Origin of the sequence: Pseudomonas sp. StFLB209, from assembly GCF_000829415.1 — a bacterium.
Lineage (GTDB): Bacteria > Pseudomonadota > Gammaproteobacteria > Pseudomonadales > Pseudomonadaceae > Aquipseudomonas.
In genome coordinates, this window is the sequence record NZ_AP014637.1 from 4,725,917 (window position 1) to 4,751,082 (window position 25,166).

Below are 25,166 nucleotides of genomic sequence, written 5' to 3' on the forward strand. Positions count from 1 at the left end.
TCATGAAGGCTGTATTGCAAGCAGAAAGCCAGGAGTGTGGGCTGGCCTGTCTGGCAATGATCGCCAGTTACCACGGGCTGTACCTTGATTTGCAGGACTTGCGCCGACGCTTTTCGATTTCGCTCAAGGGCACCAACCTGGCGCAACTGGTGCGGTATGCGCAGAATCTGGACTTCAATTGCCGGCCCTTGCGGCTGGAGCTTGAGGAGATGGGCAAGCTGAGGCTGCCTTGTATCCTGCACTGGAACATGAACCACTTTGTGGTGCTGGAAAAGGTTCAGCGCAACCGTTTGCATGTGGTCGATCCGGCTGGCGGCAGGCGGGTACTGACGCTGGCCGAAGCCTCGCGGCACTTCACTGGCGTGGCCCTGGAACTGAGCCCGAATGCCACCTTCCAGCCTGCCGAGCGAAAACCGCGGATTCGTCTGCGTGATCTCACCGGGCGGGCAACCGGACTCAAGCGTGCGCTGGGCAACATCTTCATATTGGCGCTGGCGCTGGAGGTGGTGGCCTTGCTGGCCCCGCAGGTGACCCAGTGGGTGGTCGATGGTGCGCTGGTCTCGGCAGATCGCGATCTGTTGCTGCTCGCCGTGCTGGGTGGCTGCCTGCTGATGCTGATCGATTTTGTCCTGCGCATGGCGCGCGGCTGGATGGGCTTGCGGCTCAACCAGCAACTGACCTTGCAGTGGTCGGGCAACCTGTTCAGTCATTTGCTGCGGTTGCCCTGGCCATTTTTCGAGAAGCGCCAACTGGGCGACATCACCGCGCGCTTCCAGTCGCTGGCGGCCATTCGCGGGGTGCTGACCAACGGCGCGATCATGGTGGTGCTCGATGGTCTGGTGACACTCATTACCCTGGGCATGATGCTGCTCTACAGCACCACGCTCAGCGCCGTTGTACTGGTGGCCTTGCTGTTGTACGCCATCTTGCGGGCCGTGTTCTACCAGCCGCTGCGTACGGCCTCGGAAGAGCGCATCGTGCTGGCCGCCCGCGAGAACTCCTACTTTCTTGAAACGATCCGCGCGGCGCAGCCGCTCAAACTGTTCAATATCGCCTCACTGCGCCTGGCCACCTGGCAAAACCTGCTGGCCGATGTGCAGAACCGGGACGTCGCCACGCAGAGGCTGCTGCTGGTGTTCGCCAGCCTCAATACCCTGATCTTTGGGCTGGAAGGCATGTTGTTGCTCTATGTGGGCGGGATCGCGGTACTGGAGCGTGAGCTGTCGCTGGGCATGCTGCTGGCCTTTATTGCCTACAAGAGCCAGTTCACCAGCCGGGCCAGCCAACTGATCGATCTGGGCGTGGAGATCCGCATGTTGTCGTTGCATGCCGAACGGCTGGCGGACATCGCGCTGGAACCCGCCGAGCCGGAAAGCAACCTGGAAACCGACCTGATGCGCATCGAGCCGCGCCTGGAGCTGCGGGATGTGTCATTTCGTTATGCCGAGGGTGAGCCCTGGGTGCTGCGTAACCTGTCGTTGAGCATCGACGCTGGCGACAGCGTGGCGATCGTCGGCCGCTCCGGGTGTGGCAAAAGTACGTTATTCAAGTTGCTGCTGGGGCTGTTGGTGCCTACCGAGGGCGATATTCTGGTTGGCGGTATTCCCGTGCGTCAGTTGGGACCGCAAGCGTTGCGAAACCTGGTGGGGGCGGTCATGCAGGAAGATCAACTGCTGGCCGGTTCCCTGGCGCAAAACATTGCCGCGTTCGATCCGGACGCGGATCAGCAGCGGGTCGAGGAGGCGGCGCGCCAGGCGCATATTCACCAGGCCATCATCAACATGCCAATGGGCTACCAGACGCTGGTCGCGGAAATGGGTAGCGGTCTTTCCGGTGGCCAGAAGCAACGCTTGCTGCTGGCCCGTGCGCTCTACAAGCAGCCACGTATTCTGGCCTTGGACGAGGCGACCAGCCACCTTGATCTGCACAGTGAGCAGCATGTCGTGCAGGCCTTGCACCAGATGCCGGTAACCCGAATCACCATTGCCCACCGCCGCGAGACGATCGCTTTTGCCAAGCGGCTGGTCTGCCTGGAAAACGGCAACGTGGTTGAGGACGTGCGTCTCGATCAGCAGCAGGCAATCAGCTGATGGCCGGGCTAGTCGCGCAGTGCCTGACCGTAAGCCTGATGATGCTGAGCTTGCCGCTGATGGCCCAGACCAGCGATCTGCTGGGCGTCTACCGCCAGGCGCTGGACAACGATGCGCAGTACGCTGCGGCCCAGGCGCAGCGGCGGGCCGGGCAGGAGCGTGAGCTACAGGGCCGGGCCGGCTTGCTGCCGCAGATATCCTTCGATGCCCAGACCAGTTGGAGCGAGACCGAGTATGAAGTGGTCAATGGCCGTCTGGAGCAGCGCCGCCAGAACCGCAGCTACGGCATTCAATTGGTGCAGCCGCTGTTTCGCTGGCAGAACTGGATCGAGTACCGCCAGGGCGGGCTGCACAAGGCGCTGGCCGAGCTACGCGCGCGCAGTGCCGAGCAGGCGTTGATTCTGCGAGTGGCGCAAGCCTACTTCGAGGTCTTGCATACTCAGGACGTGATTGCCGCCATGCTGCAGTTGCAGGCCGCTGATCTGGAACAACTGGCCAGTGCGCGCAAGAATTTCGAGCTGGGCAACGCCAATATCGTCGATGTGCATGAGGCGCAGATGAGCTACGACAGCACTCGCGCACAGTTGATCAAGGCCCGCAGCGATCTGGGCGTGGCGCGTCATGCGTTGGCGCGGCTGACTGGCCTGCCGGCGCAGGAACTCAGTGCGCTGGGCGAACAGATCAACCTGGTGTCGCCCGAACCGGGCGATGTCGAAACCTGGGTCCGGGCGGCCGAGCACAGCAGCCTTGAGGTGCAGATCCAGGAACTGACCACCGAAGTGGCTGAAAATGAAGTGCGCAGTCGCAAGGCAGAGCATCTGCCCAGCATCGACATGGTGCTTAGCCAGAACATGCAGCAGAACCCCAATGCCAACACCCAGCGCAGTGAGTCGGCGGCTATTGGGTTGCGGCTGAGCTTGCCGCTTTACAGCGGTGGGCGACTGACGTCCTCGGCACGCGAGGCCGTGGCGCTGCACCAGCAGGCTCAATACCAATTGCTCGATACCCGGCGCGCCGCTGCGCTGGCCACCCGTGAGGCCTGGGCGGGTGTGACCGATGGCATGGCGCAAATCAAGGCTCTGGAGGTGGCGCGGGTTTCGGCCCAGTCTGCGGTTGACTCCAATCGTTTGGGTTATCGCGTCGGGGTGCGCGTTGGTGCCGATGTGCTGGAGGTGCAGAGCCAGCTCAGCGAGATCGTGCGTCAGTTGGCGAAATCCCGTTACGATGCCTTGCTTGCCCAGTTGCAACTCAAGGCGGCGATTGGTGCGCTGGGTGAAGGTGATCTGGCTGACATCAATGCCTTTTTGCAATGAACGCCAGTCTGATGTTCAAAGCACCAGAGCGGCCTGCGCACATCCGTACAAGCGCTGGCTGCTGGTTTCATGCCTACTGATGCAAAGTCTTGCCTTGCCCATCAGAGTCCGAACTCATGAACCGTAACGACCTGCGCCGTGTCGACCTCAACCTGCTGGTGATTTTTGAAGCGCTGATGTTCGAGCGCAACCTGACCCGGGTGGCGGAGAAGCTGTTCATTGGCCAGCCGGCGGTCAGTGCGGCGCTGGGACGTCTGCGCGATCTGTTCGATGATCCGTTGCTGCTGCGCAATGGCCGGGTCATGGAGCCGACGGCGCGGGCGCTGGATATTCTTCAGGAGATTCGGCCGGCGCTGGACACCATTTCCGGCGCCGTGAGCCGCGCCAAGGACTTCAACCCGGCCAGCAGCACCGAGGTGTTTCGCATTGGCCTGTCGGACGATGCCGAGTTTGGTCTGTTGCCGCCGCTGATGGCGCAGTTGCGCGAGGAGGCGCCGGGTATCGTCGTGGTGATCCGCCGGGCCAATTACCTGCTGTTGCCCGCGCTGCTGGCCTCGGGAGAAATCTCGGTGGGGGTGAGCTGGACCGTGGACCTGCCGGCCAACGCCAAGCGCAAGAAACTGCGTGACATCCCGTGCAAGGTGATTCGCGGGGATAGCCGCCCCGAGCCGCTGACTCTCGACGACTATTGCCGACGGCCGCATGCCATGGTGTCGTTCTCCGGGGACCTGTGCGGCAATATCGATATGGACCTGGCGAGGGTCGGCCGGACCCGCAAGGTGGTGCTGGCGGTGCCGCAGTTCCATGGTTTGCGCGCATTGCTGGCCGGCACCGAGATGATTGCCACGGTGCCTGACTACGCCGCTTGCCCATTGGTCGAAGGCACTGCCCTGCGGGCTGAAGATCCGCCATTCCCGATCGATCCGGCCGAGTTGTCGATGGTCTGGAGCGGCGTCCATCACAATGACCCGGCCGAGCGCTGGTTGCGCGAGCGGATTGCCCACTACATGAGCAGGGCGCTGCCGATTGGTTGATGTTCAAGGCGCTGCTGAGCGGGCGGGTGCCAGTTGTAGAATATCGGGATGAAAGGGGTGCCCGGATCAATGCTGTTCGGGCACCTACGTGGACCTTCAGAAGTACACAGGGTTGTACGAGTGGAGTGCTATCTTTTTGAGGTTTTCAAGTTTCAACGGAAAGTCGCTGGCTTTTTTTACGACGTTGATCGTGAAGTTCTGTGCGGCATAATTGCTCAAGGCCGCTTCTGCCGAAAGTCCTCCTAGTGCCGAAGGTGAAAGGTTGCTCAGTTTTGCGATTTTGTCTGCCAATAAAGCACCGTCGTGTGACGCCGTCACCGGACCCACAAATGCTTTGACGGGCTTGTTGGTCAGGTTTCTGAATTGTGCCGCAAATGAATTGGCGCCTCCGTTGCCTGAATAGCAAATAATCAATCGAGTCGAGTCATAGAGCTTGGGATCAACGCCCTTGCCATTGAGTAACGTCAACACTTCTGCTGCTGAATATCCCTTGCCTTTGATGACGACCAGAGAGGGTTCATTCAATATGACTTCTTCGACAAAACTCAGGCTTTTGCCATGGATCGACAGATTTAGACGGCTCCCACCTTTGTACGTGTCGACAAATGTATACAGATCGTCCTGAACCATGGTCAGTTGCTTCATCGTGCCGCCCATGGTGACGTATTTAGTGGTGTTTTCGGTGCCACTCTTCACCGCACTGATCACCCGACGCTCGGAGTTCATGGCCGCGCCCATTCCCGAAGCCCCGGCGTAACGGCTGACTTTACTGACGGCGCTCAGCCCGGTAATCGCGCCTGCTATTGCGGTTACAAATGACAGCCCTGAAAACGCACTGGCCGCCTGTGGGTCGCGTTCTGCCAGCAGTGCCGCCGCGATACCGAACGCGCCTGAGGTGATTTCCAGGCCCAGCGCGGCAATGGCAAGACCCGATCCCACACCGCCAGTGGCCAGGGTTAGTCCGACCCCGATCGCCATGTTCATGCCAGCCTGCACGACTCTGTTCTGCGCCAGTGCCTCGTGGGTCACCGCGCTGTAGTGCGTGAGTTCCTCGTAGTGCCCGCTGGGGTCACTGAAGTTCACCGGGTCGTTACTGCAATACACATAGCCATTGGGGCCACCGTCACCGAACGGGCTGAGGTTGTCAGGGGTCTGGAACGCTTGCAGGGCAGTGTTGTAGACCCGGGCGCCGTTGCCCAGCAAATAGTGGCCGGTGGGCCTGTCCAACGGCTGGCCATTGAAGCCCAGCCAGTGGCGTTGGGTTTTATCGTCGGGGCGGTAGCCGAAGGGCGTGTAGCTGAACAGGGTCAGCGCCTTGGGAGTGGCGGTCAGATCGTAACTGGCGATAACCGAGCCTGCGGCATTTTTGAGCTCAAAGCTGCGCGTGGTGGTGTCGCTGCCGCCTTGCGGTTTGAGCGTCTGCTGCATGAGGACGCAGGCGGGGCTCTGGTTGGCCAGCAGCGAGAAGCGGTTGTGATAGACGTTTTTGATCATCACCCAGCCCTTGCGGGCATATTGCTGATCGTCACGGTAGTAAAAGCTGTCTTCGCAATCGTTGCCATAGCACGACCGTAGTTTGCCTTCCTGGTCATACAGGTAGTTGTATTCCCTGAACCCGCCATCGGTACGGTACATCTGGCTCAGCAGCCCGCTGCCGTTGTAGTCCAGCGTGTAGCCTGACTCGTTCTTCTTCAGTCGCCCCAAGGCATCGTAGTCGAGCTTGGCGGTGGCGATGCCTGCTGCGCTATGGCTGATCGAACGGAGTTGGGTCTGATCAGCGGTATCGCAGGTGTAGGTGGCTGTGTCCTGGCCGCCGTCAAAGACGCTGACGCAGCTGCTGATGTTGCCCAGCGTCGTGTAGGTGAAGGTTTGCTTGCTGAGCTTTTTGCCATGCACATCCACCGGCCGTTGCGTGCCACTGCATTGATACACCGCCAACTGGCCAATGGGAGTGTAAGTAAAGCTTTCCTGGGAGGTTTCGGTGCCGTCACGCAGGACCTTGACGCTGGCCAGCCGGCCATCGGCGTCGAACGCCTGGCGCACAACCAGGGTCGACAAGCCGCTGGCGCTGAATGTGCGTTCGGTTTCGCGGTCCTGGGTATAGTACTTGTAGGTGATGGTCATCGAGGTCTTGCCGACTTCGTCGGTGACAGTTTCCTCAGTCAGGCGCTCATTACTGTCGTAGCTCAGGCGGGTGCTGACCCCCGGTGCCGAAGTCTTGACCAGGCGGCCCAGCAAGTCATAGCTGTAGAGGGTCTTGTTGCCGAAGTCGTCGCGGTGCTCCAGCAGCAGACCGCGCATGGAGAACACCGAGGTCGCGGTTGTGGTTGTTCCGCCACGGTCTGTGGTCGTCAGGTTTACACCCGTGGTCGCAGCGTCATACCCGCGCTGGGTGCTGACCTGACCTGCAAGGTTTACCGCCTGGGGAACGGCGCTGGCAAGCAGGCCCCAGTCGTTGCTGCCGCTATAGCTGTAGGTTTTCTTGCGGCCTGCCACTTGTTCGGCAGTGACCCGTTCGAGGCCGTCGAAGGTGCGGCTGCCCCATTCATAATTGAACGTGTCCGCCGGTTTGCTGATCGCCAGGCGTGATGCCTGGGCCGAGGCGATGTGCGCCGGGTACTCGACAATACGCTCGATACCTTCACTGCTCAGCTTGACCAACCGGTCGAAGCTGTCCTAGGCAAATTGCTTGACCGAGCCTTTGAGTGGGGTTTGCCTGGTGACCCGCCCGGCGTTGTCGTACTGGTATTGCAGTGACTGATATTCGCTGCCACTTGCATCGCGCCAGGTCTGTTTTTCAATGCGCCCCAGTGCGTTGTAGTGGGTGGTCTGGCTGAGGTAGGACGCAGCCTGATACTGCTGTTTCTCCACCATGCTCCGGGTGACGGGATCGTATTCGCGGTATTGCGCCATACCGCCCACCACCAGAGATTTGCAGGGCTGCCCCCAGTTATCGTAGAACTGCTCCAGTTGGCGCTTGACGATGGCGGTGGCGGCATCGGTGGCGGGTTGGTAGTCGTACTCGGTGGTGAGCTTTTCCCGGCCCAGGCCATCGTAGGTAGTGCTCGATAGTTGTTTCCAGGCCACGCCGACGGCACTCGAGCGGCGCGCCTCGGTACTGGCGATGCGGTTGTGGGCGTCACGGATTTCCCGGTATTGCTCACCGCCTGGAAAGGTCGTGGTGACCGCGGGGCCGCCCTTGCTCAGCGAATACTCATAGCGGGTCTGTTTGGCACTGGTGGCTTCTTGCTCCTTATCTTCCTTGCTGAGCATCTGGCCATAGACATCGTAACTGTAGGCCACGCTATTGCCCTTCTGGTCCTTGGAGAACAGCAGTTGCTGGGTGCGCATGCAGTGCGTGACTTCGCTCGTGTCCTGGGTTTTTTCGGCCGACTCGAAGGTCATGGTGGTGGTCAGCTTGTCGCCTTCCAGCGTATAGGCGTAGCGGGTTTTCTGGATGGACAAGGCGATGTCTTGGCCTGTCGAGTCGAGCAGTCGCTGGCTCAGGGATTTTATCCGGCCGAACGAGTCTGTATCGGTCTGGGTGTAGTACTCGGTTTGCTGAACCACCAGGCAGCTGTTACGCCAGTTCTTCAGACGGATGCCGTCGTCGGACTGTGGCTGATGGATGACCAGTTTCAGCGAAGGTTTTACGGCGCTGCCCCGGACTGTAGTGCTTTTTACCGGGATTTCGGTGTAGCCATAGTAAGTCCAGCTCAGCTCTACCCGTTTGCCATCCACCGTCCGGTAGCATTTTTCCGACTCCACATTGACGCGGAAGTAGTTGGGGCCGCCGGGGTGGCTGATGTTGACCGGCAAGTTGTAAAGAAGCTTGCCGCCGTCGGTCGGCACCGGCTCGCGTATGACTGTGCGGTCCTCCACGGTGCCCCAGGTCATTCCCTGTTTGCCGAACGCCTGCATCGCCCAGCCAATTGCACCAAAGTGGTCTATCCAGTACCCGAGTTTTCCATGGAAGCCCGACGTGTCCGTGAAGGTGGATGTATTGGTGACGATGGTCGAGTCAACAGACTGGCCCTTGTAGTAGGTGTACTCGGTGGTGACATCGCCTTGCACCTGTTTGATCAGGTTGCCGGCGGCCTCGTAGACTTGCAGCTCGGTTTCGGTTCGCTGCGCGCTGCCTTTGCTGTAGGTGATCTGGGTTTCCAGGCTGAATTGCTGGGCTTTGCTGTCGAAGTTCCGTTTGAATTGCCGGGTTGTGACGCAATCGCTCTGGCTGCTGATCTGTTTGCTCAACACGTCGTTGATGTCGTAGTGCAGCTCGTTCAGTACTGTGGTGCCGTCGAAGGTTCTGGTCTGCCTGGCGAAGCTGGAGGTGAAGGTGTAGTCCTCCACCAGGTCCGATGAGGCATTACTGCCGCTCAGGCTGTAGCGCGCAATACGGCTGTCTGCCGTGTAGCTGATGGTTTCTTTTAAACCACGTGAAGACTCGATGGCAGTGAGTTGCTTGTTGGTGTAGGTGAACTCCTGGGATTCGGTGGCGCCTGCGTTGAACCATTCATGTCTGACCAAGCGGTTGTCTTTGTGGTAAAGGTTGCAGCGTTTGACCGGCTCTTTGTCGGGGTATTGAGTGAAGTCGAGGGTGTCGAGTTCGACTTCCTTACCGGCGAGGGTGGTTTTTTTCTTGAGTACCGCGGTTCTCAGTAATACCTGACGGTCATCCGAGACTTCGCTCAGGGTCACGTTCTGGCCGCTGCTTTCTGGAAACCCTTCCTGCAACAAAGTGCCGGGGTCTATTCGCCATTTAAGGTACAGAGAGTGGCCCAGGCTGTTGCTGATCTGGGTAGGTAACACATAAAGCGCCGAATCGACACTCGAAGCTTCTTGGCCCGGTGCTGGTTCAAAGGCTTGGGTCATGCACTCTACGGTTCCATCTTTGTGGATGATCTTTGCCTGCGCCCAAATCCCGTGACGATCTCTAACGGTGTTGAAGCTGCTGATTTAAAGACCCGGCATTGGCGAGTACGGCACCAATGGCTGCGCGACAGTAATGGCCTCGCCGGTGTGCAAGTGTAATTTGAGCACACCGCTGTCATAGAGTATGAAGTAACTGAAACGCGGCGCCCAGCCGCCTTTGGTGAATGCGACATCGGGTGAATAGTAGTAATTGAGCGGCAGTACCGGGCCCATGCCGGCATTGCCGATCAGCGTGGTAATGGGCAGAAAGGCATTGAATTCGCCGGTCTGGATATTACCGCCATTATTCTCGGGGGCGCTGGTATTGAAAATAGCCTGGTGGCCCAGCATTAACGGATAGCTACAGCCGTGCAGGCTGTACTCGATTGACAGAATATTGTCAGTGTTAAGGACGGTGTTTCTTTTATAGACCGTATTGAAGATGGTCAGCGTCTTGTTGGGGATGTCGAGGCTGACCAGGTTGCCGGTCTCCAGGGTGGAATATAAGGACCCAAAGTTTCCCTGTATTCTCAGCCCGGTGTTCCTGGGCAACTGGTCGAGTTGCTTCAGAAGTATCTTTTCCATGATCTGCTCCGCAACCCGATTGGCTGCCCTGGTTCTTGTCCTTGAGAATTGATGGCCCGTAAGAGGGTGTCCACAAAATGGCTGCACTCGGCAATACGGCGTTGAAATCGACCTGGATCGCCGGCCCGATCAAAATGCTCAGGTACTTATGTACACTGCGCTTTTTCGCCCGATTACGCCTTGTCTTGCCTTCGTTCGCCTATTTTGTAAGCACCCTCTAAGCCCATACCCTGTGAGTTTCAGGCGTCAGGCGCGGGGGTGTCTGCTAGCAGAGCTATTGGGTGGCCAGGGTTGCAGGAGGCTTCGCACTCATTGTGTTAGCGCGGGGAGGGAGGGGAGGTCGAGCGTTGCGCCCAGGATTTAAGCTGGCTGTTGCAGCATCGCGCCTTTGATCAGCAGCGTTTCAAAGCATTAACTGTAACGACCTGCGTCGGTGCCGATCAATCCGGCCGAGTTGTTGATGGTCTGGAGCGGCGACCATGACAACGACTCGGCCGAGCGCTGGCTGCGCGAGCGGATTGCCCACTACCTGAGCCGGGCGCTGCCGATTGGCTGATTGATGCGCTGCTTAATCGGCGATCTTGCTGGCGGAGCTTTGCAGCAGCCAGTTCTTGCGCTGCGGCATCAGTAGACCCTCAAGGACCGACACACGGTGGTCACGTTGTGAAATACGCTCTTGCTCGAACACCTCGTTGATCATGCTCAGCAGGTTGCGTGACTCGGTGACCGAAGCCGGAGTCTGCAGGTCACGGGTCAGGTCGCCATTGACGTAGGTGCGGACCCGCTCGTTCTGGGTGGACTGTTGAGTGGCGCTGGCCTCGATCAGCCTGCCCTTATGGTAAGCGATGCGGGTGCTGCTGCTGGCCTGGTCATTGATCTCGTAGTAGCGATAGTTCTGAGATTCACGCTCGCTGCTCAAGGTCAGCGCGACCAGTGGGTTGAGGCTCTGGTGGTAAGACGCCTTGAGTGCGCTTTGCTGTTGTTGCTGTACATCCAGCTCCAGCGGTTTTTCATCGTTGACGCTGCTGGTTTGCGAAACAGTGTAGCTAAAGCGCTCGGCTTCCAGCGGCCGCATCGGGTTGTTGTAGCGCTCGGTCTCGTTAATCGAGGCGCTGAAGTCGGCCAGGCCGCTGAGCAAGGTGCGGTCCTTCTCGCTCAGCCGATCTTCGGCTGCTGCGCTGCGCTGGTCGTCAGCGCTGTTGAGCTGAACGAAGGCGTCCTTGAACAGGCTGATCAGATCCTTGTCACCCTGGCCGCGTTTTTGTGCGGCATCGAACTGTTCAAGGTAGTTGTTGATCGCTGACTGGCGCTGAGTGACGTTGCCGAGCAACTGAAGGTTGCTGGCATCAAGCTCCAGTTTCAGCTCGCCGCTGGGACCTTGCAGGCTGACGCTGCGGGATTTTTCATCCAGGCGCAATTCGAAAAGTTGGTCGCCGTCCGGGGTCTGTAATTTGGCATTGAGCTGCAGTGAGGTGAACAGCTTTGGATCTAGTTGGGTCAGTTCGCCCAATTGCAGTTTGGGCGGCACTTGGCTCAGGCCATCAATGGCGGACTGGAAAGAACTGGCCAGAGCGCTGAGGCCCTTGAGTTCGCTTGCGCTCAGCTCACCGCCCAGTACCTCGGCATTGACCGCCAGGCCTTGATCGTTACTGGCCAGAGACAACTGCACCGTGGCGCCGGAAGCGGTTGTCAGACTAAACGTCAGGCTATTGTTCGGGTGTGCGCGTAGATCGTCCTGTAGCGGCTTGAGTGCAGCAGGTCCGCTGATCTCGGATCCAGAGGCAAACACGGATTGGGAAATGGCTTTGCCGCCATTGGCTGCCAGTTGTTCAAGCAACGCCGCGCCCAAACCCTGAAAACGGGCACCGCTCGGGCCTGATTTGAGTTGCGCAAGTATCAAGGCGCTGAGTGGGTCTGTGGCATCCGCTTCCCAGCTGTAATGGGTCTGCGCACCAGGCATTTGGCCTTGGCGTGAATAGGTCTGCGAGTCACTGACACTGTTGTCTTGGCCGAGGATGACGCTGGTCGCCGGCAGGCTGGTATCGGCCGAAGTCTGGCCGGCGGGCTGCACGGGCAGCGTGGTGCTCAGCTGAGTTTTGTACAGTGGGCTTAGCGGGGTGAGGCCTGTAATAGCGTTCATAAACGGCTTCCAATGTCGTTATGCGCAGGTTATCGGCCGTACAACGGAAATCAGTAGCGATATCTGAGGATTTGTATCGGGTCTGTAGCCAACACAGCACATGCATCCAATTCTCGTCTGGCAATCAGCGGCACCATCGCACTCTCATCGAAGCCGGGCTTGAGCAGTTCGACGCCCGCTTCTCAATCCGTGCCATGGAGCGCCGAGCATGTCCGACACCCTTCACCCCGACGCAGCGGCGGGCGAGTCAGCTCGTGAAGTCGTGACCCTGGTGATCCGCCACCGGATCAAGACCGGCCTGGAAGTGCAGTACGAACAGTGGTTGCGGCGCATTGTCAGCATTGCCGCCAAGCAGCAGGGCCATCTGGGCGTGGATGTCATGCGTGGGCGCAGCGACGGGCTGCAGACCTTTACCTCGGTTTTGCGCTTTGCTTGCACTCAGAGCCTGCAGCAATGGCTGGACTCGCCGCAGCGGCGCGAGCTGGTGCGTGAGGCCGAGCCGATGCTGGCCGATGGCGATCAGACTCAGGTCACGGCCCACAACGAATTCTGGTTCAACTCAAGCGTTGAAGAGGCGCGCCAGCCGCCGCGCTGGAAACAGGCGGTGGTGTCTTACCTGGTGATTCTGCCGTTGAGCCTGCTGGTGCCGCTGCTGTGGGGGCCGGTGCTGGGGCTGAGCCCGCTGCTGTCAGGTTATGTGATGAGCAACGTGCTAATCACCCTGACCATTGTCCTGTTGGTGGTGTACCTGATGATGCCTGCCGCCACGCGATTGTTCGCTGCCTGGCTGAATGCCCCAGCCTCAGACAAAGGGAGTAACTGATCCATGAGTGATGACAACAACACCGATCTGCAGCGCCGGCGCTTTATCGCCAACAGCTCGTTGCTCAGCGCTGCCGCGGCGATCCTCCCGGCCTTTTCCTTCGCCGGCCAGGCCGGCACTTCTCAATCTTCAGTCAAAGGTACTGCTATGAATACTGTCGAGCTGATCCTGTTCAACGGCAAATTCCACACCGTCGACCGCGAAAAGCCCCAGGCCAGCGCGGTAGCGATCAGCGCCGGGCGTTTCGTGGCCGTTGGCAGCGAGGCCGAAGTCATGGCCCTGCGCGGCAGCGCCACTCAGGTCATCGACCTCAAGGGCCGTACGGTGATTCCGGGGCTTAACGACTCGCACTTGCATCTGATCCGCGGCGGCCTGAATTACAACCTGGAACTGCGCTGGGAAGGCGTGCCATCGGTGGCCGACGCACTGCGCATGCTCAAGGACCAGGCCGCGCGCACGCCCACCCCGCAGTGGGTACGCGTGGTCGGTGGCTGGAACGAATTCCAGTTCGCCGAAAAACGCATGCCGACCCTGGAAGAAATCAACCAGGCCGCCCCGGACACCCCGGTGTTTCTGCTGCACCTTTACGATCGCGCCTTGCTCAATCGTGCCGCGTTGCGGGTCGCCGGTTACACCCGCGATACGCCGAACCCGCCGGGTGGCGAGATCGTGCGTGACAGCAGCGGTAACCCGACCGGCATGCTGGTCGCCAAACCCAACGCAATGATTCTCTACGCGACGCTGGCCAAGGGGCCGAAGCTGCCACTGGAGTATCAGGTCAACTCGACCCGTCAGTTCATGCGCGAACTCAACCGGCTGGGTATCACCAGTTGCATCGATGCCGGTGGTGGTTTCCAGAACTACCCCGATGACTACCAGGTGATCGAGCAACTGAACAAAGACAATCAGTTGACGGTGCGCATCGCTTATAACCTGTTCACCCAGAAGCCCAAGGAAGAACTGGCCGACTTCAAGAATTGGACCAGTTCGGTGAAGCTTCACCAGGGCAATGACTTCCTGCGGCACAACGGGGCAGGGGAGATGCTGACGTTCTCCGCCGCCGACTTCGAAGACTTCCGCGAGCCGCGCCCGGACCTGGTCCCGGACATGGAAAGCGATCTGGAACCGGTGGTGCGCCATCTGGTCGAGCAGCGCTGGCCGTTCCGCCTGCATGCCACCTATGACGAATCGATCAGCCGCATGCTGGATGTGTTCGAGAAGGTCAATCGTGAGATCCCGTTCAACGGCCTGCCATGGTTCTTCGACCATTGCGAAACCATCACCCCGCGCAACATCGAGCGCGTGCGGGCGCTGGGCGGCGGCATCGCGATCCAGGACCGTATGGCTTTCCAGGGCGAATACTTCGTCGAGCGTTACGGCGCCAAGGCCGCCGAGGCCACGCCGCCGATCAAGCGCATGCTCGCTGAAGGCGTACCGGTGGGCGCCGGCACCGATGCCACCCGGGTATCGAGCTACAATCCCTGGACCTCGCTGTACTGGATGGTTAGCGGTCGCACGGTGGGCGGCCTGGAGCTGTACCCGGAAGGTTTGCCGCGTGCGACCGCGCTTGAGCTGTTTACCCACGGCAGCGCCTGGTTCTCTTCCGAGCAAGGCAAGAAAGGCCAGATTCGCGTCGGTCAACTGGCTGACCTGGTGGCACTGTCGGCAGACTTCTTCAGCGTCGATCAGGAAGCCATCAAATGGATCGAGTCGGTGCTGACGGTGGTCGACGGCAAGGTGGTGTACGGCGCCGACGACTTCGAGCCGCTGGCACCCAAACCTATTGCGGTGCTGCCAGACTGGTCGCCCGTGGCCAAGGTTCAGGGCCACTGGCGCCCGTCCTCACCGGTACTGGCAGCGGTTCACCAGTGCAGTGGTCCGTGCGCCGTGCATTCCCATAGCCATGAAAAAGCCCGCCTCTCCAATGCCCCGGTCAGCGACTTCCAGGGGTTCTGGGGCGCGTTTGGCTGTTCGTGCTTTGCGTTCTGATTCTGCCCGTTCTGATGTGTGTCACCTGCGTGCAACTGCCGGGTCGTCCTGACCCGGCTTTACTCGAAAAATGGAGTCAATCATGAGCACTAACCCGTACAAGCGTTTGAACAAAGATGATGCTGTCGTACTGCTGATCGACCACCAGACCGGCCTGATTTCTCTGGTCCAGGATTTCTCGCCGAACGAGTTCAAGAACAATGTGCTGGCCCTTGGCGATCTGGCGAAATTCTTCAACCTGCCCACCATTCTGACCACCAGCTTTGAGCAAGGCCCGAACGGCCCGTTGGTGCCAGAGCTCAAAGAGCAGTTCCCGGATGCGCCGTACATTGCCCGTCCCGGCCAGATCAACGCCTGGGACAACGAAGACTTCGTCAAGGCGGTAAAAGCCACTGGCCGCAAGCAACTGATCATTGCCGGGGTGGTGACCGATGTCTGTGTCGCGTTCCCGACCCTGTCGGCACTGGCTGAAGGCTTCGAGGTGTTTGTGGTGACCGACGCCTCTGGCACCTTCAACGAAACCGTGCAACAGGCTGCCTGGGCGCGCATGAGCGCTGCCGGTGCGCAACTGGTCAACTGGTTCGCAGTGGCCTGCGAGCTGCACCGCGACTGGCGCAACGACATCGAAGGGCTGGGTAACCTGTTGTCCCAGCGGATCCCCAACTACCGCAACCTGATCAACAGCTACAGCGCATTTACCCAGTAAGGCGACGCTGCTGCGCGATCCTGCGTAGCAGTGGTCGGGCGGCGATCCGCTTGAGCCGCGAACAAGGCTGTTCGCGGCTCAAGCGGATCGCGTTAAAAAAAATACAAGCTATTGATTTTTAATGGATATCTCCTAGGAGCGGCTTTAGCCGCGAAGGCTTCGCGGCTAAAGCCGCTCCTGCAAAGTCTCGTGTTTGCTGCGCGACAGTGCGGTGCCAGTTGATTCTCCAGTGGTTTGTAAAGTTATGTAGTGACTTTAAAAAATCACTACATAACTGTTGACGCATGCCTTTCGATTAAGCATGATGAGGCCATCTCCCCGATCGGGAGTGCTGAAAAAGGTGTACAGAACAGGCCCGACAAGCCGTCGGGATGTTCCAGGATGTAGGCTGCCCACAAGGCAGATTGACGAAGATGACCCGGCCCGCGTCGTTACAGGACCAAGAGCTGGCGAACCGACTTCATGACGTGCTTGTGGCTGATCTGTTCCCGATCGCCCGTCGAGTTTTCGGCTTTCGCTATTTCGCCTCCCGGATTCGATGCTGTGTTGTAGCGGCTTCCCGTCAAGGCTACCTGCATTTCCTTCAAGTCCGAATGTCACCTGACGAATGCTGCGTACCGCAGTTTCCCGGTCATTCCAGAAGTGTCCGTAGTCGATGTATCAAGCCTATTGAACAGTGCACGAGCGAAGGAGCATCAACATGACTATCCACAACCTGACCATTGATGAGCTGGCTCGTCTGTTTGCCGCCCGTAAGGATACTCTCGACAGCCACATGCTGTGGGTTACCCATGGCGGTGAAGTGCGCCTGGATCCGATGAGGGCCTGTTCCGAAGAGCAGGAGTTCCGCGCCGCCCACCCGCAACTGTGTGTTGCACTGAAAATGTTCCGCCGTGGGCAAGGCTATGTTGGCAAGAAGGCTGCTGCGGACCTGTCGTTCGTTGAAGAGCAGCTGGGGCTGTTGCGTAACGAGTGGCACAAGGCTCATGCCCGTGCCCGGGTGGCCTGACAAAACCGTTTGAAACAGGCCAATTGAAACCGGTATGCAGTCTCTCGGGAGCCTGTGTACCGGTTTTTTGTGCTGCGTCGATCATCCGCAAATGGCCCGAAGAATCTGTCATGGGCGTGTTACATATTTCAGACAAGTTATTTCACTGAATATACAAGTTCTGCCGGGTGGTATAGGTTATGTATCAAAGAGCCAGTGGGTGGCGCTGATTTGGCCCACTGAGGTCTAGACCATTCCGCTGGCTCTTTTCTCATCTTGTGCCGGTCATCGATTGACGACCTCTTTTGAGGGCTGCTCCATGAACGCGTTACGCTGGTTATCACTGGCTTTGGTGTTAGCCTGCGCCAATGCAATGGCCGACTGGCGTGAAGCGCTCCCAAGTGCCCGGATGGTAGGAGCCGGCGACCTGCGGCTCTGGGGTTTCAATATCTACACCGCGCGCCTGTTCAGCCCGGTGGTGCCTTTTAAGGTGGGCGCGCCGTTGGCGCTGGAACTGACTTACCACCGCGCCATTTCACGCGATGATCTGATCCGCGTCAGCCTTGAGGAGATCCAGCAAACCTCAGGTGCACGGGTCAATGCCGAGCAGTTGGCCGTGTGGCGTAAGGAAATGCAGCAGGCATTCATTGATGTCGAACCCGGCATGACCATCACTGGCGTTTATGTGCCGGGACGCGAAGCACGCTTTTACCTTGGCAAGCGTTTGCTGCATGTCATTGGCGACGCTCAATTTGCCGAGGCGTTTTTCGCCATCTGGCTTGACCCTTCGACCAGTAACCCGGACCTGCGCGCCAAATTGTTGGGAAAGTCATAAGACCCGCGCTAATCAGCCGCCGGTCATATTCATGAAGCGCACCACCTGCACCTCATCGTCCAGGCGAAAATCATGGCTCCAGGGCTTGAGTTGCATCGCCTGAATAATCGCTTCGCGTAACACCTCGGGTTGCTCAGGGTGATCGCGCAGGACCTGTTTGAGATCAGCCGAATGCTCATTGCCCAGGCACAGTAACAGTCGGCCTTCGACGGTCAAGCGTACCCGGTTGCAGGTCGCGCAAAAGTTATGGCTGTGCGGCGAGATAAAGCCGATCCGGATCTGCGGGGCTTCAGCCAGGCGCCAATAGCGCGACGGTCCTTGGGTCGAGTCGGTGGAGGGCAGCAGGGTATAGCGTTCGGCGATACGCTCGCGGACCTGCTCGCTGGAGTAGAACGCCTCCTTGCGACTGTGCTCGCTGATTGCCCCCAGGGGCATCTCCTCGATAAAGGTGATGTCCAGTTGGCGGTCGATGGCGAAGGCCACCAGGTCGTTGATCTCGTGGTCATTGCGGCCGCGCATCACCACACAGTTGAGTTTGGTGTGGGTAAAGCCGGCGGCGTTGGCCGCATCGATGCCCTCGATCACCTGGTGCAGGTGGCCGGTGCGGGTCAGTTCGTGAAAGCGCTGTGCGTCGAGGCTGTCGAGGCTGACATTCAGGCGTTTGACCCCGGCCTTGAACAGCGGTGCTGCCAGCTTGCCCAGTTGCGAGCCGTTGGTGGTCAGGCACAGTTCGCGCAGGCCGGGCAGGGCGGCAATCCGCTCACACAGGCCCACGATGCCCTGGCGCACCAGTGGCTCACCACCGGTCAGGCGGATCTTGCGGGTGCCGAGCGCGACAAAGCCCTGAGCGACCTGAAACAACTCTTCAAGGCTCAGGATCTGCTGGCGCGGCAGAAACGTCATGTCTTCGGCCATGCAATACACACAGCGGAAATCGCAGCGATCTGTCACCGACAGTCGCAGGTAATCGACCTTGCGTGCAAAGCGGTCCATCAGGACGGAATCAGCCATTTCACCCTCACAACTCATGACAGGCGCAAGCTTGCGTGTGTCGCCCGCCACAGTCCAATCGGTTGTGACAATAGCATGATCGAGCCGCTCTATGCGGGTCGCTTGCCATTAGTCCTGGCGGACCTCGGGCCGGCTCAGTTGGCGTTCATAACGGTCCAGCAGCGGCTGGGTACTCAGGCCGTGCAGGATGATGCTCAAACCTACCACCGAGAGGGTCAGGCCCGTGACGCCTTGGGCGATCTGTGGCTGCAAGCCATGACCGAGCGCATAAAACAGGTAGTAAAGGCTGCCGATCCCGCGGATGCCAAACCAGCCCACCAAGGCTTTCTGCCTGGCATCAAACAGCTTGCGGCCGAGTAGCAGCCACACGCTGGCCGGCCGGATAATGCAGAACAGCGCCAGGCCCAGTGGTATGGCGCGCCAGTCCCAGTACAGTGCCAACGAAGCGCCGAGCAGGGTGATCAGCAGCACTTCCATGGCCCGCTCGATGAGGTTACCGAACAGCAGCATATCGCCCATCATCACCCCGGCGGCCAGTTGTGAGTCGCTGAGTTCTTCGATCTGCGTCACCGTGGCCCGCTCCCGCTCGACTCTGGTGTGCGCCAGGACCGGCTGCGCCACGTGTTCTGAGGGCAGCTCTGAATGGGTGATGCGGGCCTCGGCCTGGCGCAGACCGAAGCCGGCGGCAAACACCGCCAGAAAGCCGAAGGCGCCGAGTGCCTGCGCGGTAACGTAGGACAGGGCGATCAGCGCCAGAGCGAGAAAGTCATTGGGCGATGTGGTGCTGTCCGCGTTGCGGATACGCAGATGAATCATCAACTGCCCGACCCCGCGGCCCATGCCATAGCCCAGCAAAAGACCGGCCGGCACGCCCCACAGCAGGTGTTTGAGGACCCAGGCGCCAAGCCAGTCCTGCACGGCGCCCTCCTGGGTCAGAAGCAGCAGAGCCAGGATCACGAAGGGAAAGGCCGTGCCGTCGTTCAGCCCGGCTTCACCGGACAGCCCGAAGCGCAGCCGATCCTGATCCTGGGCATCATTGACCTGCACCAGGCTGGCCAGCACCGGGTCGGTCGGTGACAGCACTGCGCCGAGCAACACCGCCAGCCCCCAGGACAACGCCAGCAGGTAATGGGCAACCAGCGCCATGCCAACGATGCTGGCCAGCATCACCGGGCCGGCCAGCCAATAGGCCGAGTGCCAGGCTCTGGCACGCAAGGGCAGGCGAAGCTTGATGCCGGTGTTGAACAGCGAGAACAACACCGCCACTTCGGTCAACCGCTCCAGCCATTCATGCGACCGCTGGACATCCAGGGTAATCAGTTGCAGGCCCGCCGGGCCGATGGCAAAACCGAACAGCAGGCACAGCGCCGAGGTGGTGACCGGCAGCCAGCGCAGCCAGGAAGAGGTCAGGGCCAGCAGCATCAGCAAGACGCCAAGCACGCCCACGTACACCATGAAGCTCATCGCTCGATCCTCGCCGGCCATCCCTTATGGGTATGACTGCTGATCAAGCAGGATGTTTTCAGTTTTGCGCAGGCGCATCCTCACGAAACTGCAGCACATTGCCCTCCGGGTCGAAGCCGTCGCAGGCACTGAAGTTACGCGCTTGCCATTGCTGGTCGAGCGGATTGAGGCCACCGCCCAGTTCGCTGGCCTGTTGCCGTGCCAGAGCAAGACTGGCCACCGGCAAGACCAGCTTGAGCGGCAGGTCAGTGCGCAGCTTTGGCGGGCTATCGATTACCAGCTTTTTCGCTACCGCCGGCGGCAGGGCGTGCAGCACCAACTGAAACGAATCGGACTCCAGTACCATCAGCCGGTTCTCTTCGAGGGTGATGCTCAGGTTGGCGAGCTGCGAGTAAAACCGCGCCAGACGCGGCAGATCTTTGCCGAACAGCACGGCGCCGGGCTTGGGGTGTAGCGGCATGATCAACCTCCTCAATTATCCAGCGTGAACACCAGTGCCTTCAGCCCGCCTTCGGCACTGGCATCGGCAAACTCCGGCGGGTTGTCCAGCCGTTCGACAAAGCGCAGCGCCGGGGCTTCACGGGCCGTCTGTTCGATCAGAAATTGCGACGCGACCAACGGGTCGTTCATGCAGGCCAGCACCTGACCGCCGGGGCTGAGCAACTGCGGCAGGCGGCGCAGCACCCGCTGGTAGTCCTTGTCCAGCACAAAGCTGCCTTTCTGAAACGACGGCGGGTCGATGATGATCAGCTCATAGGGGCCGCTGCGGGTCACCTTGCCCCAGGAATTGAACAGGTCGTGGCCAAGAAAACTCACCCGGTGCATTTCGTGGCCATTGAGCTTGTGATTCTCCCGACCACGATTCAGCGGCCCTTTGGCCATGTCCAGGTTCACCACCTGTTCAGCACCGCCGGCAATCGCCGCCACCGAAAAGCCACAGGTGTAGGCGAACAGGTTCAGCACTCGCTTGCCACTGGCCTGGGCCCGTACCCAGTCGCGGCCGTAGCGCATGTCGAGAAACAGCCCGGTATTCTGGTTGCGGCCGAAATCGAGCTTGTAGCGCAGGCCGCTCTCGGTGATCAGCCAGTGATCCCGGTGTTCACCGATCAGCCACTCGGTATCGCTGTGCGCCGTATAACGGTGTTGCAGCAGCAGGCTATGGGCCTTGCTGTTGCGCCATGCCTGGCTATTGGTCAGTTCCTGCAGCAGTTGTTTGAGCGCAGCAAGCTCCTCGGCCGCCGGCTCGCGGAACAGCGCCACCAGCACCACCCCCTGCATCCAGTCCACGGTGAGGTGTTCAAGCCCCGGCCAGACCCGCCCGCGGCCGTGAAACAAGCGACGGGTTTCAGCCGGGGCGGGGTCCAGGGCGGTGAGCAGATGCTGGTGCAGGGTGGCGAGTGCTTCGGAATTCATGGCGCGAGTCGTTGATCAAAGGGCGTGTATGGTAGCAGCCCCGGATCAGGCCGGTTAAATGCAAACGGGGAAGCCAATGGCTTCCCCGTCGGGTCCTGCAACCTGCCGGCTCAGAGGTTCTGCGAGCTGGCAATCATGGCCTGGGCCATCTGTTCTTTCTGTGCGTCGGTCATGGTGTCCCAGATCTGGGTCTTGGCGTAGTAACCCAGGCCGCCCAGGCAATAGCAGCTCAGCGCGACGACCAGCAGGATCGACTTCAGGCTCCAGCTTTGTTCGCGTTCGGTTTCACGGGTGAAGTCGCGCGAGTAGGGCTGGTCAGCATGATGGCGAGGGTCCTGTTCCGAAGAGAAGCGTTTGAGCCATTGGAACAGGTGGGATACAACGTACCGCAGCATGGGAAAAAACCTCAATTTCATCGAATGGGTTGGCCGGTCAGCGCTTGCGCAGCGCACCGGCAGATCAGGCAATGCAAATACTGAAAACGAAAAAAGCCCGTCATAGGACGGGCTTTCTTTTTATTAGGAGATCAAGTCGAGGGGATGTCGCAATCGACCTTCAAGAAGCACTGCCGCTTGAGGCTTGGACATTACGCTTGTCTGTGTTGCAACATCTTAGTACAAAAAATGCTCGAAACTCCAGTAGTAATCTGCTGTTGTCAGACAACTGGCACTCTCTTGGGTGCGGTCAATTGTCACAGCGCATGGCTGCAGGCACGATGATTTCGAAATGCCGTCAAGCTTTGTAATAAATATTCTGCATGGTAATTGTGACTCGTTGTTGTACGCTTCTGTCCCGCATTCAATTTCAGGATTTTATGAACACCCTCCAGGAACCCCCCAGTCGCTGTGCACACGCCTTTGCACATTCACCCTTCTGCGACCCGCCTCAACGCAAACTCCTTCGGCCCGGCGTCCTGCCAAGCCTTCCCCGTGTCAGCGCTTCTTCCTTTGAGCAAAGCCCGGCTGTCCAACGCCGTTTGCTGACGTTTGCCCTTTATTTTTCCAAGAAAAAGAACTGACCTCATGGAATGGATTGCTGACCCCACGGCCTGGCTGGGCCTGCTGACCCTTATCATTCTGGAACTGGTACTGGGTATCGATAACCTGGTGTTCATCGCCATTCTGGCCGACAAGCTGCCGCCACATCAGCGCGACAAGGCGCGAATCATCGGCCTGACCCTCGCACTGCTGATGCGTCTGGGCCTGCTGGCGAGTATCTCGTGGATGGTGACCCTGACCGCGCCGCTGTTCGAGGTGTTCGGCAAGAGCTTCTCGGGCCGTGACCTGATCATGCTGTTCGGCGGTGTGTTCCTGTTGTTCAAGGCCACCATGGAACTGCACGAACGGCTCGAAGGCCATGTCAGCCAGCGCGCCACCACCGGCACTTACGCGCTGTTCTGGCCGATCGTTGCCCAGATTGTGGTACTCGATGCGGTGTTCTCGCTCGATGCGGTCATCACCGCCGTCGGTATGGTTGAGCACCTGTCGGTCATGATGATCGCGGTCATCATCTCGATCGGTGTGATGATTGTCGCCAGCAAGCCGCTGACCACCTTCGTCAACCGGCACCCGACCGTGATCATGCTGTGTCTGGGCTTTTTGATGATGATCGGTTTCAGCCTGACCGCCGAAGGTCTGGGCTTCCACATCCCGAAAGGCTACCTGTACGCGGCGATCGGCTTCTCGATCCTGATCGAGGTGTTCAACCAGGTTGCCCGCAAGCGCCGCAAGGCGTCCGCGCATGGCAGCCTGCCGCGTCGTGAGCGCGCTGCCCATGCGGTGATGCGCCTGCTGGGTGGCCGCCAACTCGAAGAGGGCTCTGTCGATGAAGAAATCAGCGACATGGTTGACTCTGCCGGCGGAACCGAAGCGGTGTTCGATCGTCGTGAGCGGGTGATGATCAGTGGCGTGCTGCAGTTGGCCGAACGGCCGATCCGCACAGTGATGACGGCACGTGCAGAGGTGGAATACATCGACCTCAAGGACGACGCCGACAAGATCCGCCTCAAGCTGATGCATTCATCGGTGTCGCGTCTGCCGCTGGTGGGCGAGGCCGGGATCGATGAGCCGCTGGGCTATGTGCACAAGAAAGAACTGCTGCGTGAGCTGCTGGCCGGCAACCAGCCGGACATGGCGCTGATGGCCCGCAAGGCGATCAACCTGCTGGAGAACTTTTCGATCCTCAATGCGCTGGAGCAAATGCGTAAAGAGTCGACGCACATTGCTTTTGTGGTCAATGAGTTCGGCGACTTCATCGGTATCCTCAGCATGACCGACATCCTGGAGTCGATCGCTGGCCAGTTGCCGGACGCCAGTGAAATGGCCGGGCCGGATATCGTCACCCAGGGCGAGGACTTCGTTGTTTCCGGTGCCCTGAACCTCAGCCTGATCCGCGAGCGCACCGGCTTCCAGGCCCGCGTCACCGAGGACTACCAGACGCTGGCCGGCCTGGTGATGAGCCTGCTGGATCGTCTGCCAGTGATCGGTGACCAGCTGGAGCATCAAGGCTGGTCGTTGAAGGTGACCGGTGTCGAAGAGCGGCGGGTGACCAAAGTGTTGCTGCAACGCCAGCAGCAAGCCACCGGCAAGTAACCCGCCTCAAGCTGCGGTTTGCTGACCGCCAGGCTGCCATCGACGCGCCAAATGCGTCGATGGCATGCAACTGGTCGGCTCGATTCAACAAGATCGAATAAGGCTGGTCTATCCTGCCTCACTCCCGTGGCTTCAACCTGCAGTCAGCCACTCCACCTCTCGGAGCCTGCCATGACTGCTGCTTCCCTGTTCAATCCCAACCTGACCTATGACGTGATCTCGACCCGCAAGGCCTACCCGGTCTGGCGCATCCGCGAGCGCAAGGTATATGCCTACCTTGAGCATGACCCGCGCCGTGACTGGAGCGGGGAGATCGGCTTCTTGAGTCTGGGAACGCCCCAGCGGCTGGTCGACCATGATGGTCAGACCATCGCCTGGATCGTTGGCAATGAGGTTCGCGATACCAAAGGGCAACGCTTCGCCCTCAGCCAAGTCAAGGATTGACCGATTCGGACGGTACCTGGCTTTGTGGCCGCGACCTTGGTCTGGGCGGCATTGCGACGAATGGGCCGGTAAACCACGGCAAATGCAGTGACTTTGCTGGCCTCTTCGCTACCAAGGTAGCTCCCACAGAGGTACATAGGGCCTAAACGATCAGGTTCAGCGCCGACGCGGCCGTGATACCACCGACTCGATATTTTTCCGGCCGATCAACAGTGGGCGCTCTGGCTCAGCTGTAACAGCCGGTTGTTCGCCCAGCCATTTGTACATCACCAGACAATCCACCAGGCCCAGCCGGGCGTGACGGTAGGCGCGTGGCAGGCGGCCGACGGTGTCGAAGCCCAGCTTGCCCCACAGCGCGACGGCCACTTCGTTGCTGGCCACCACCGAGTTGAACTGCATGGCCAGAAAACCGCTTTGCCTTGCCAACTGCTGCGAGTGCTCGCACATCAGCCGGGCCACGCCACGGCCACGCGCAGCCTCGGTGACCATATAGCCGCAGTTGCTGACATGGCTACCGGGACCTGCGGCATTGGCCTTGAGGTAGTAACTGCCCAGCAATACGCCGTGTTCTTCAGCGACCAACGTGTGCAGCGGATAATTCAGCCACAGCTCGCGGGCCTGCTCAAAGGTCAGGGCCGGGTCATAGGCGTAGGTTTCCCGGGCGCTGACGACGGCCTGGAAGGTTGGCCAGAAGCCGTCGAAGTCGGCGGCGGTCATGGGGCGGATCTGGATCATGTCGGTCCTTGCGGTGTACGGCGTGAGGCGCACCTTATGTGTTCAGGCCAACGATCTGCAAGTCTGGCTTGCCGAGCAGCAACCAATGGCG

At 59.7% G+C, this 25,166-nt stretch carries 21 protein-coding genes; 11 read left to right on the forward strand and 10 right to left on the reverse strand.

What is annotated here, in order from left to right; genetic code table 11:
- Positions 1–2 precede the first annotated feature (2 nt).
- From PSCI_RS21360 to PSCI_RS21370, 3 genes are all read left to right on the forward strand, one after another.
- Positions 3–2,090, forward strand: coding sequence for a peptidase domain-containing ABC transporter (locus tag PSCI_RS21360; RefSeq protein ID WP_045490812.1), 2,088 nt, complete (start codon positions 3–5; stop codon positions 2,088–2,090).
- The gene (locus PSCI_RS21365) at positions 2,090–3,403 is read left to right on the forward strand and encodes a TolC family outer membrane protein (RefSeq protein WP_045490814.1); all 1,314 of its coding nucleotides are present in this window, start codon (positions 2,090–2,092) and stop codon (positions 3,401–3,403) included. The genes PSCI_RS21360 and PSCI_RS21365 overlap by 1 nt, the downstream gene beginning before the upstream one ends.
- Before the next feature lie 116 nt (positions 3,404–3,519).
- Positions 3,520–4,437, forward strand: coding sequence for a LysR substrate-binding domain-containing protein (locus PSCI_RS21370; protein ID WP_045490816.1), 918 nt, complete (start codon positions 3,520–3,522; stop codon positions 4,435–4,437).
- 96 nt (positions 4,438–4,533) lie between these two features.
- On the opposite strand, the gene PSCI_RS21375 is transcribed toward PSCI_RS21370, so the two are convergent.
- The 3 genes from PSCI_RS21375 to PSCI_RS21385 all read right to left on the reverse strand — a co-directional run bounded on the left by PSCI_RS21375 (position 4,534) and on the right by PSCI_RS21385 (position 9,936).
- The gene (locus tag PSCI_RS21375) at positions 4,534–7,098 is read right to left on the reverse strand and encodes an RHS repeat-associated core domain-containing protein (RefSeq protein ID WP_045490818.1); all 2,565 of its coding nucleotides are present in this window, start codon (positions 7,096–7,098) and stop codon (positions 4,534–4,536) included.
- 15 nt (positions 7,099–7,113) lie between these two features.
- On the reverse strand, positions 7,114–9,312 hold the full coding sequence (locus PSCI_RS21380; protein WP_045490819.1) for a hypothetical protein: 2,199 nt from the start codon (positions 9,310–9,312) through the stop codon (positions 7,114–7,116).
- A gap of 84 nt (positions 9,313–9,396) precedes the next feature.
- Complete coding sequence (locus PSCI_RS21385) at positions 9,397–9,936, reverse strand: hypothetical protein (protein WP_045490822.1); 540 nt, start codon at positions 9,934–9,936, stop codon at positions 9,397–9,399.
- 433 nt (positions 9,937–10,369) lie between these two features.
- Here PSCI_RS21385 and PSCI_RS29240 point away from each other — a divergent pair, with 433 nt between their 5' ends.
- Positions 10,370–10,492, forward strand: coding sequence for a hypothetical protein (locus tag PSCI_RS29240; RefSeq protein ID WP_373568511.1), 123 nt, complete (start codon positions 10,370–10,372; stop codon positions 10,490–10,492).
- Positions 10,493–10,504: 12 nt separating this feature from the next.
- Here the strand turns inward: PSCI_RS29240 and PSCI_RS21390 are convergent, their stop codons facing one another.
- Positions 10,505–12,076 carry a hypothetical protein gene (locus PSCI_RS21390; RefSeq protein WP_045490824.1) on the reverse strand — a complete coding sequence of 524 codons (1,572 nt, stop codon included), beginning with the start codon at positions 12,074–12,076 and terminating at the stop codon, positions 10,505–10,507.
- A 208-nt stretch (positions 12,077–12,284) separates the two neighbouring features.
- Between PSCI_RS21390 and PSCI_RS21395 the strand changes: the two genes are divergently transcribed.
- From PSCI_RS21395 to PSCI_RS21415, 5 genes are all read left to right on the forward strand, one after another.
- Positions 12,285–12,899, forward strand: a complete 615-nt coding sequence (locus PSCI_RS21395) for an antibiotic biosynthesis monooxygenase (RefSeq protein WP_045490826.1) — start codon at positions 12,285–12,287, stop codon at positions 12,897–12,899.
- A 147-nt stretch (positions 12,900–13,046) separates the two neighbouring features.
- Positions 13,047–14,888, forward strand: a complete 1,842-nt coding sequence (locus PSCI_RS21400) for an amidohydrolase (protein WP_045494719.1) — start codon at positions 13,047–13,049, stop codon at positions 14,886–14,888.
- 82 nt (positions 14,889–14,970) lie between these two features.
- Positions 14,971–15,594: an isochorismate family cysteine hydrolase YcaC gene (gene ycaC / locus PSCI_RS21405; protein ID WP_045490828.1), complete on the forward strand. Its 624-nt coding sequence runs from the start codon at positions 14,971–14,973 to the stop codon at positions 15,592–15,594.
- Between the two features lie 700 nt (positions 15,595–16,294).
- A complete protein-coding gene (locus PSCI_RS21410) occupies positions 16,295–16,603 on the forward strand; it encodes a hypothetical protein (RefSeq protein ID WP_045490830.1) in 309 nt (102 codons plus the stop codon).
- 298 nt (positions 16,604–16,901) lie between these two features.
- Complete coding sequence (locus tag PSCI_RS21415) at positions 16,902–17,417, forward strand: chalcone isomerase family protein (protein ID WP_045490832.1); 516 nt, start codon at positions 16,902–16,904, stop codon at positions 17,415–17,417.
- Positions 17,418–17,429: 12 nt separating this feature from the next.
- Here PSCI_RS21415 and moaA read toward each other — a convergent pair whose 3' ends face one another.
- From moaA to PSCI_RS21440, 5 genes are all read right to left on the reverse strand, one after another.
- Positions 17,430–18,428: a GTP 3',8-cyclase MoaA gene (gene moaA, locus PSCI_RS21420; protein WP_045490834.1), complete on the reverse strand. Its 999-nt coding sequence runs from the start codon at positions 18,426–18,428 to the stop codon at positions 17,430–17,432.
- Positions 18,429–18,536: 108 nt separating this feature from the next.
- Positions 18,537–19,892 carry a cation:proton antiporter gene (locus PSCI_RS21425; RefSeq protein WP_045490836.1) on the reverse strand — a complete coding sequence of 452 codons (1,356 nt, stop codon included), beginning with the start codon at positions 19,890–19,892 and terminating at the stop codon, positions 18,537–18,539.
- A 58-nt stretch (positions 19,893–19,950) separates the two neighbouring features.
- Complete coding sequence (locus PSCI_RS21430; protein ID WP_045490838.1) at positions 19,951–20,352, reverse strand: glyoxalase/bleomycin resistance/dioxygenase family protein; 402 nt, start codon at positions 20,350–20,352, stop codon at positions 19,951–19,953.
- Between the two features lie 11 nt (positions 20,353–20,363).
- Positions 20,364–21,305 carry a class I SAM-dependent methyltransferase gene (locus tag PSCI_RS21435; protein ID WP_045490840.1) on the reverse strand — a complete coding sequence of 314 codons (942 nt, stop codon included), beginning with the start codon at positions 21,303–21,305 and terminating at the stop codon, positions 20,364–20,366.
- Positions 21,306–21,415: 110 nt separating this feature from the next.
- Entirely contained in the window at positions 21,416–21,700 is a 285-nt protein-coding gene (locus PSCI_RS21440) for a hypothetical protein (RefSeq protein WP_045490842.1), read from the reverse strand.
- Between the two features lie 627 nt (positions 21,701–22,327).
- Here PSCI_RS21440 and PSCI_RS21445 point away from each other — a divergent pair.
- Both PSCI_RS21445 and PSCI_RS21450 read left to right on the forward strand, forming a co-directional pair.
- Positions 22,328–23,896 carry a TerC family protein gene (locus PSCI_RS21445; protein ID WP_045490844.1) on the forward strand — a complete coding sequence of 523 codons (1,569 nt, stop codon included), beginning with the start codon at positions 22,328–22,330 and terminating at the stop codon, positions 23,894–23,896.
- A 171-nt stretch (positions 23,897–24,067) separates the two neighbouring features.
- Positions 24,068–24,340, forward strand: coding sequence for a hypothetical protein (locus PSCI_RS21450; protein WP_045490846.1), 273 nt, complete (start codon positions 24,068–24,070; stop codon positions 24,338–24,340).
- 156 nt (positions 24,341–24,496) lie between these two features.
- On the opposite strand, the gene PSCI_RS21455 is transcribed toward PSCI_RS21450, so the two are convergent.
- Positions 24,497–25,075 carry a GNAT family N-acetyltransferase gene (locus PSCI_RS21455; protein WP_045490848.1) on the reverse strand — a complete coding sequence of 193 codons (579 nt, stop codon included), beginning with the start codon at positions 25,073–25,075 and terminating at the stop codon, positions 24,497–24,499.
- Between the last annotated feature and the right edge of the window lie 91 nt (positions 25,076–25,166).